Consider the following 4734-nt stretch of genomic DNA (forward strand, 5'->3'; position numbering starts at 1 on the left):
ACGGATTTGTAGGCCAACCCGGGTCCTCCGTTTGACGGCAGAAGACCCCGGCTTACCAACCCGCAGCGACCAGCACCTATTCCTGAAATCAATCAGGCCGGTGGGGCCGTCCTCCAGACGGGCATGCCCGTCTTCCGTTCAGCCCCACCGGCCAAGGTGGCTGTCGGCACCGGCCAAGGTGGCTGTCGGCACCGGCCATGGTGGTTGTCGCTCAACACGCCCGGTCGCGCGGATCGTGGCCGCGGGGCGCTCTGTCGGGCCTCCCCTGATCGGGGCGATGGAGGGGCAATTCGCGCTGCCGGATGACATCTTCGAGGGCGATGACGCGGTCGCCGAGATGTTCGCGCAAAGCGCCACGCAGTAGACGGGCGTTCTGCTCGACACGCATGTATTGTTCCGGGCGGGGCTGAACGACCCGTGCTTGTCGGACGCGCAGGCCCGGGCCATCGCCGAGAGCGATATCGACCTGTCCGCGGCAAGTGTCCGGGAAATCGGGATCATACGTGCGCTCGGCAAGCTTGACGTGCCGGAGGATGTGTTCGAGGCCGCTTTGATGCCGGCTGCCGGCCGCTGGCGATCACCTGGGCCCATGCCATGGCGGCAAGCGCCTTGCCGTGGCATCACAGCGCCCCTCGACCGGATGCTGATCGCCCAGGCCCGGTGCGACGGGGTGCGCCTGGCAAGTTCCGACACGTAATTCGCGGCGTACGACATCGACCTCGTCGGCTGACGGGTAACAGGGTCGCGCCCCGGACCAGCGGATCGCCCATCATTGTAGCGCAGGACGATGGGCCTGCGGCGGGGGTGGTCACCAGCCTGCCGCAAGGGTGAGTGTCACGCGGAAAAGGTCGCGGTGGCGGGTCATCTCGGCGCTGGCATGGCCGAGCGGCGTGTGGACATGGCGCGACCGGGTTTCATCGTCATTGCGCGCGATAAAGGCGTCGGCCTCGACCCGGAGCGCGGCAGCGTTGGGCTACGCGCACGCGGGTGGACTTTCTCGCGCCGATGGGTCGCGCGAACGCGGCCTGCGACGGGCCAGTTCCGGCGCGCATGTTCCGGACACCCGCTTCGGGATATCGATCTCTTGGGTCGTGGCCACCCCGTCACCCCGGGCGCGGGTCAAGGCGTCCTTGAGGCCCTGGTCGATGGTCCGGACTGCGTCAGTTATCCCCTGCTCCTTTCGGTGTCCGGAACAGTCCAAGCGTGATATCGCGGAGGGGCAATCCCGGCTGTCCAGAAAACGGACGGGCGATGATCCGCCTGCCCGACCGCGCACGGGCCCGATCGGGTTTGTCCGGACAGTGATGGAGCGTGCCCGAGCTATCCCCCGACAAGGCATCGGCCGCAATTCCGGACACAGAGCCTTGGGCCAACCCGCGACACGCGGCCGTCTCGCGTCAGCCTCACGGATCGCGCGCGGATCGCGGGACGGTGCGCTTTCCGGTTTGCCGGTCCGGAGCCTGGAGGGATGCCGGCAGACCGTGTCCGGGATCACGGATGTGCCGGGCCATCGGGGGCGGGACATGCTGCGCTGCGGCGCCTCAGAGCGTGCGGCCATCGCGGCCCGATCCGCCGGATGATACCCTCCCCGGCGCCGGCTGCGCGCGGGATGCGGGCCGCGCGCCGCCGGGGGGACCGGCACGCCCCCTGTGCTCGGCCATGGTCGGCACGCGCCGCGAGACAGGTGGCAACACGGGCCGGATGCGACACCATGGCGCAGGCCCGAGATCCAGTCTGGCCGATGCTGACACGATGATCCCGGCCGCTCAGGATGGCCCGGAGTCTGGCTGGGAAATCGGGTCGAGGAAGCTCTTCATATGAGATTGCGCGTGCCTCGTGCCTTATTGAACATCTTCTTTGCACCCGAATTCGGCCGCGGACGGTCATTTCCCGGCCTGGCCCCGCGTATTCTCGCCACGTGTTATGACACAGAAAAACGATGTTGAAGTCGGCAAGAGCGGGTTCGAGAAAAAATCTTGCAATTTTCAAAGAAAACTTCGCAGCGATTCTTGAAACCGTGATTCGCGGCCTCTATTTTCTCCGCACGGTCATCGGGCCGCCCGATACGCGGGCGGAGCAGGAGTTGCAGCTCCGACCCCGCCCTGACCACAACGCTGACAGATAGGGTCAACGTCATGGCTAATGATAACGTAGTCGCGCCCGAGGCGGCGCGCAATGCCGCGTGTGCAAACGCGCATCCCCTCCTCCATCTTTACGCCCGGCTGCTGACGCAGCTCGATGCGGCGATCAACCACGAGCATCGGCTCTTGCGGTGCGATGGCCGCGACCCACGCACCGACGATCATGTCCGATCGGCTGAAGTGGCCTGGACCCGGTTGGCCCGCATGGCCGATCTGGTGATCCGCCTGTCCGGAAACGCCCCGGCCTTGCACGCCGGCGCCGGGCTTGTCCGGAGTGCGGTCGCGCATCGTGACGCGGTGGGCGCGCCGACCGTCTTCGCCGGGCTCGTGGGCTCCGCCCGGACCCTTGAGCAGGCGCAGGGGGAAAGCCCTGTCGCCCCCCTTCTCTCTGTGACCTGCCAGCTTCTCATGCGCGCGGCGGTGCTCGAGGGCGCCGAGCCGTCCGGACCCACGCCTCACTTTCCGGACAGCGCGGGCGCTTGTCCGGATATCTGACCGTCCGGCCCCCGTCCCCTCAACTTACCGACGTTTACCACCCCCGGCCCGCCAATACCGGGCCCGGGGGGCTTGTCCGGAGATCCGAATGCCTGCACGAAATTTCCCTGATCGCTGCGCCCCCGACGCGTCTGGCGGGACCGCGCGGTGCGAACTCGCGTCCTACCCGGACGTCTCGGCGGCCGCCCTGTGCCGCCACGCGCGCGCCGTCGGTTTGGCTGGCGAGCGCCTGGTCGACAGCATTTTGCTGCGCCACGGTGTCACCGTGGCCGAGATGCAAGACGGTTTGAGCGCAGACCGGCTGCTCTTGCTCGGCGAACTTAGCCTGAAACTGCAGATCAAGACCCGCACGACCCCGGCGGCGGCCGGCTACCTGTTCCGCATGAAAAAGGGATACCGCCATACAGGTCTGGGGTGCCGCGCCTACGCGGCGGATGACTATGACATCGCCGCGCTGGTCGCGCTGCCGATCAACACGGTTATGTTCACCGCCGCCCGGTCCGGGACCCTGCTGATGCCCACCGCGGCGATACCGCGCCTCGCGCGTGACCCTCTTGCAAGCCTCGAAGCGGCCATCGACGCGCGCGCAGGGCCTGACTGCGCGGCGTGACCGCCGCCCGCCTGCGCCTCGAAACTCTGCCCCCCCCGAAATGGAGCCTGCCCCATGCCGCAAGCCTCTCACCCCGCATCGCCGTCTGAACCGTCCCAGCCAACTTGGACCACCTTCGCCGAAGAGGTCCTGTCAGCCCTCGCGCGCAGCGCTGAGCAGAGCTCGGCCTTCGTCCCTGCCGAAATGCCCCTCGTGGCCGATAACGATATCGACACCGTCGATGACCTGCTGGACGAGATCGAGGCGGCCGATGCGACCGATGGCAGCCGCCCCGGCGGCGCGCCGCCGCCCGCGAAAACGCGTCGCCCGCGTGTCGCGGTCGCCCATGCAATCCTGTGCCTTGCGAGAGCTTTCGGCGACGCGCCGACCCTGCGGGCGACGCTGGCCGTGTCGGGACGCATCACCGTGATCTTTCACGGCCCCCTCGCATGTGTCGACGAGACATGCCGCGTGCTGCGCGTCATGCTCGAGCACGCCCGGGCGCCACACGACACCACCCCCAGGCCGAGAATCATGACGGCCGACGAGGCGTCGCGGGGCCCGAAGCGGATCGACGCGCTTCTCGACACCAACCGCCCCCTCGTCCTGCTTGCCGGCGGTGCGGCCGCCTTGGACGACATGATCGGGGACCTGCGGCCCGAGACCGTGCACCTGCCCGCCCTCGACGCCGCGCTTTTGCGGATGCATCTGCAGTGGCGCTATGGCGCGGACATGCCCCCGGAGCTTGACCTCCCCGATGCCGCCGGCCTCGCCGCCGCCGACATCCGCGCGTTGCAGCTTGCCCTGCGGGCGCCCACCCCCGCCGGGGCCGTGCGCGCACTGAGCCGCGAGACGCAGGCGGGCGACGACGCGGGCAGCCTGTCCGCGTTTCCGCTGCCCCAAGAGGTGCGCGATGTGCTGCTTGGCCTCGTCGACGACCTGCGGGAATGGCATGCGGGTCGGCTGGACTGGGCGCAGGTGCCCCGCGGCCTTCTGATGACGGGCCCGCCGGGCGGCGGCAAAACCGAGATCGCGCGGCTGCTGGCCGCCGAGGCGGGCATGCACGTGCACGCGGGCTCGATGGCGCAATGGATGAGCTCAGGCGCGCGGTCAGGCGATGTCATCCGTGAGATGCGGCAGTTCTTTGCCGCGGCGGGTGACGCCGCGCCGGCGGTCGTTTTCATCGACGAGCTCGACGCCATCGGCTCGCGCGAGGCGCAGAATGGGCCCAACACGGCCTGGGTGCAGGGCAACGTGGCCGCGCTGCTTGAATTGCTCGACGGGTTCGCCGCGCGCGAGGGGGTCGTCGTGATGGCCGCGACCAACGCGCCCGACCGGATCGATCCGGCGTTGCGACGGCCCGGGCGCTTCGACCGGACCCTGACGATCGACCCGCCCACCCCCGAACTGATGCCCCATGTTTTGCGTTGGCATGTCGGGCCCGATCTGTCCGGGGCCGCTGTGGCGCGCCTCGCGCGGCGGGCGCCGGGGCTGAGCGGTGCGGCGATC

5 protein-coding genes are annotated in these 4734 nt (G+C 68.9%); all 5 read left to right on the forward strand.

All coding sequences use genetic code 11. The annotated features are described in order from the left end of the window. Positions 1 to 178 precede the first annotated feature (178 nt). Positions 179 to 364 (forward strand): hypothetical protein, encoded by a 186-nt coding sequence (locus ACH107_RS30195; protein ID WP_412509398.1) that lies wholly within the window; start codon positions 179 to 181, stop codon positions 362 to 364. 57 nt (positions 365 to 421) lie between these two features. Continuing rightward, positions 422 to 697 (forward strand): hypothetical protein, encoded by a 276-nt coding sequence (locus tag ACH107_RS30200; protein ID WP_412509399.1) that lies wholly within the window; start codon positions 422 to 424, stop codon positions 695 to 697. A 1438-nt stretch (positions 698 to 2135) separates the two neighbouring features. After that, positions 2136 to 2636 (forward strand): hypothetical protein, encoded by a 501-nt coding sequence (locus tag ACH107_RS30205; RefSeq protein WP_412509400.1) that lies wholly within the window; start codon positions 2136 to 2138, stop codon positions 2634 to 2636. A gap of 88 nt (positions 2637 to 2724) precedes the next feature. Beyond that, positions 2725 to 3246 (forward strand): hypothetical protein, encoded by a 522-nt coding sequence (locus ACH107_RS30210; protein ID WP_412509401.1) that lies wholly within the window; start codon positions 2725 to 2727, stop codon positions 3244 to 3246. Between the two features lie 54 nt (positions 3247 to 3300). After that, positions 3301 to 4734 (forward strand): AAA family ATPase (locus tag ACH107_RS30215; protein ID WP_412509402.1); only part of this gene is annotated, 1434 nt, incomplete at its 3' end.

It is taken from the genome of Roseovarius halophilus (ex Wu et al. 2025) (assembly GCF_047086965.1).

Bases quoted from the DNA above. Each gene is read 5' to 3' on its own strand.
- ACH107_RS30205 (WP_412509400.1), top strand. From the start codon at position 2,136: ATGGCTAATGATAACGTAGTCGCGCCCGAGGCGGCGCGCAATGCCGCG.
- ACH107_RS30210 (WP_412509401.1), top strand. From the start codon at position 2,725: ATGCCTGCACGAAATTTCCCTGATCGCTGCGCCCCCGACGCGTCTGGC.